This is a genomic window from Mesorhizobium sp. M7A.F.Ca.MR.362.00.0.0 (assembly GCF_004023175.1).
Taxonomy (GTDB): Bacteria; Pseudomonadota; Alphaproteobacteria; order Rhizobiales; family Rhizobiaceae; genus Mesorhizobium.
In genome coordinates, this window is record NZ_RZTF01000758.1 from 392 (window position 1) to 1,231 (window position 840).

An 840-nucleotide genomic window follows, 5' to 3' on the forward strand; every position below is an offset into this window, starting at 1 on the left:
GTGCCCGTCTATCGGAAAAGGCGGCGTTTGTTGAGCTGGGCAAAATCTTCATGCACGCAGCGAAGGGTGAGTACACGCTGCCGCGCTCCTATACGTTCGTCGCCCCTCGAGGGGTTGTGCGCAACGTTCAGGCCTTCATTGCACATCCGGAACGCTTCAGGCAGGCCTTCCTCGATCGGTGGGCCACCGGCATAGCCGGGGAGTTGGTCGAGAATGCAAGCGTCCCTTTGAGCGAGGAGATCCGCTCGGCAATAAATGCTTTCGACTTTACCCAAGTGTATTCTCTGGACGCCGTCCGTCTCGTCGATGACAGCCACGCGAAGACTGTGCTCGTGAAATGGTTCAACGATGATCCGGGACCTTCGCCGCTTGGCGTGGCACCTGACCAGTTGCAAGATCACGAATCTGCTTACATCAGTCAGCTGGTCGATATTTATGGCGAGTGCGCCGGATCAAAGTTCGAGAACCCGGCTGCGGTTCTACAGGACGCTCGGTGGGGCACCCATTTGCGTGATCAGCGAACTCGGTACTTCGACGCGGCCGAGTTCGATCGTTATTATCGTGACTCGACCCCTCCGGACTATCTTTCGACGTTCAAGGATGAGGTTTATCACGGGGTTTCGGATGTCTACACGGAGTCCAACGGTGGCGGCCTGGAACGTGTGACAAGGGTGCTGTCGCAGGCGGCTACCATCCAAGCTTCCGGGGTGTTAGGACGCCACGCGCGGGTGCAGGTCAAACAAGGTACCTGTCATCATTTCGCGAATGAGGGGCGGCTTCCGTGGAAGTGATCAGCGAGGGACGGCAACCTAGTCATCCTTTCAACAGCACCCTCGAGAC

General features: G+C 57.7%; 1 protein-coding gene. It reads left to right on the forward strand.

The window, feature by feature from the left end:
- Window positions 1-791, forward strand: a 791-nt coding sequence (locus EOC06_RS37465; protein WP_206631357.1) for an ABC-three component system protein, incomplete at its 5' end; no start/stop codon positions are given.
- Window positions 792-840 lie beyond the last annotated feature (49 nt).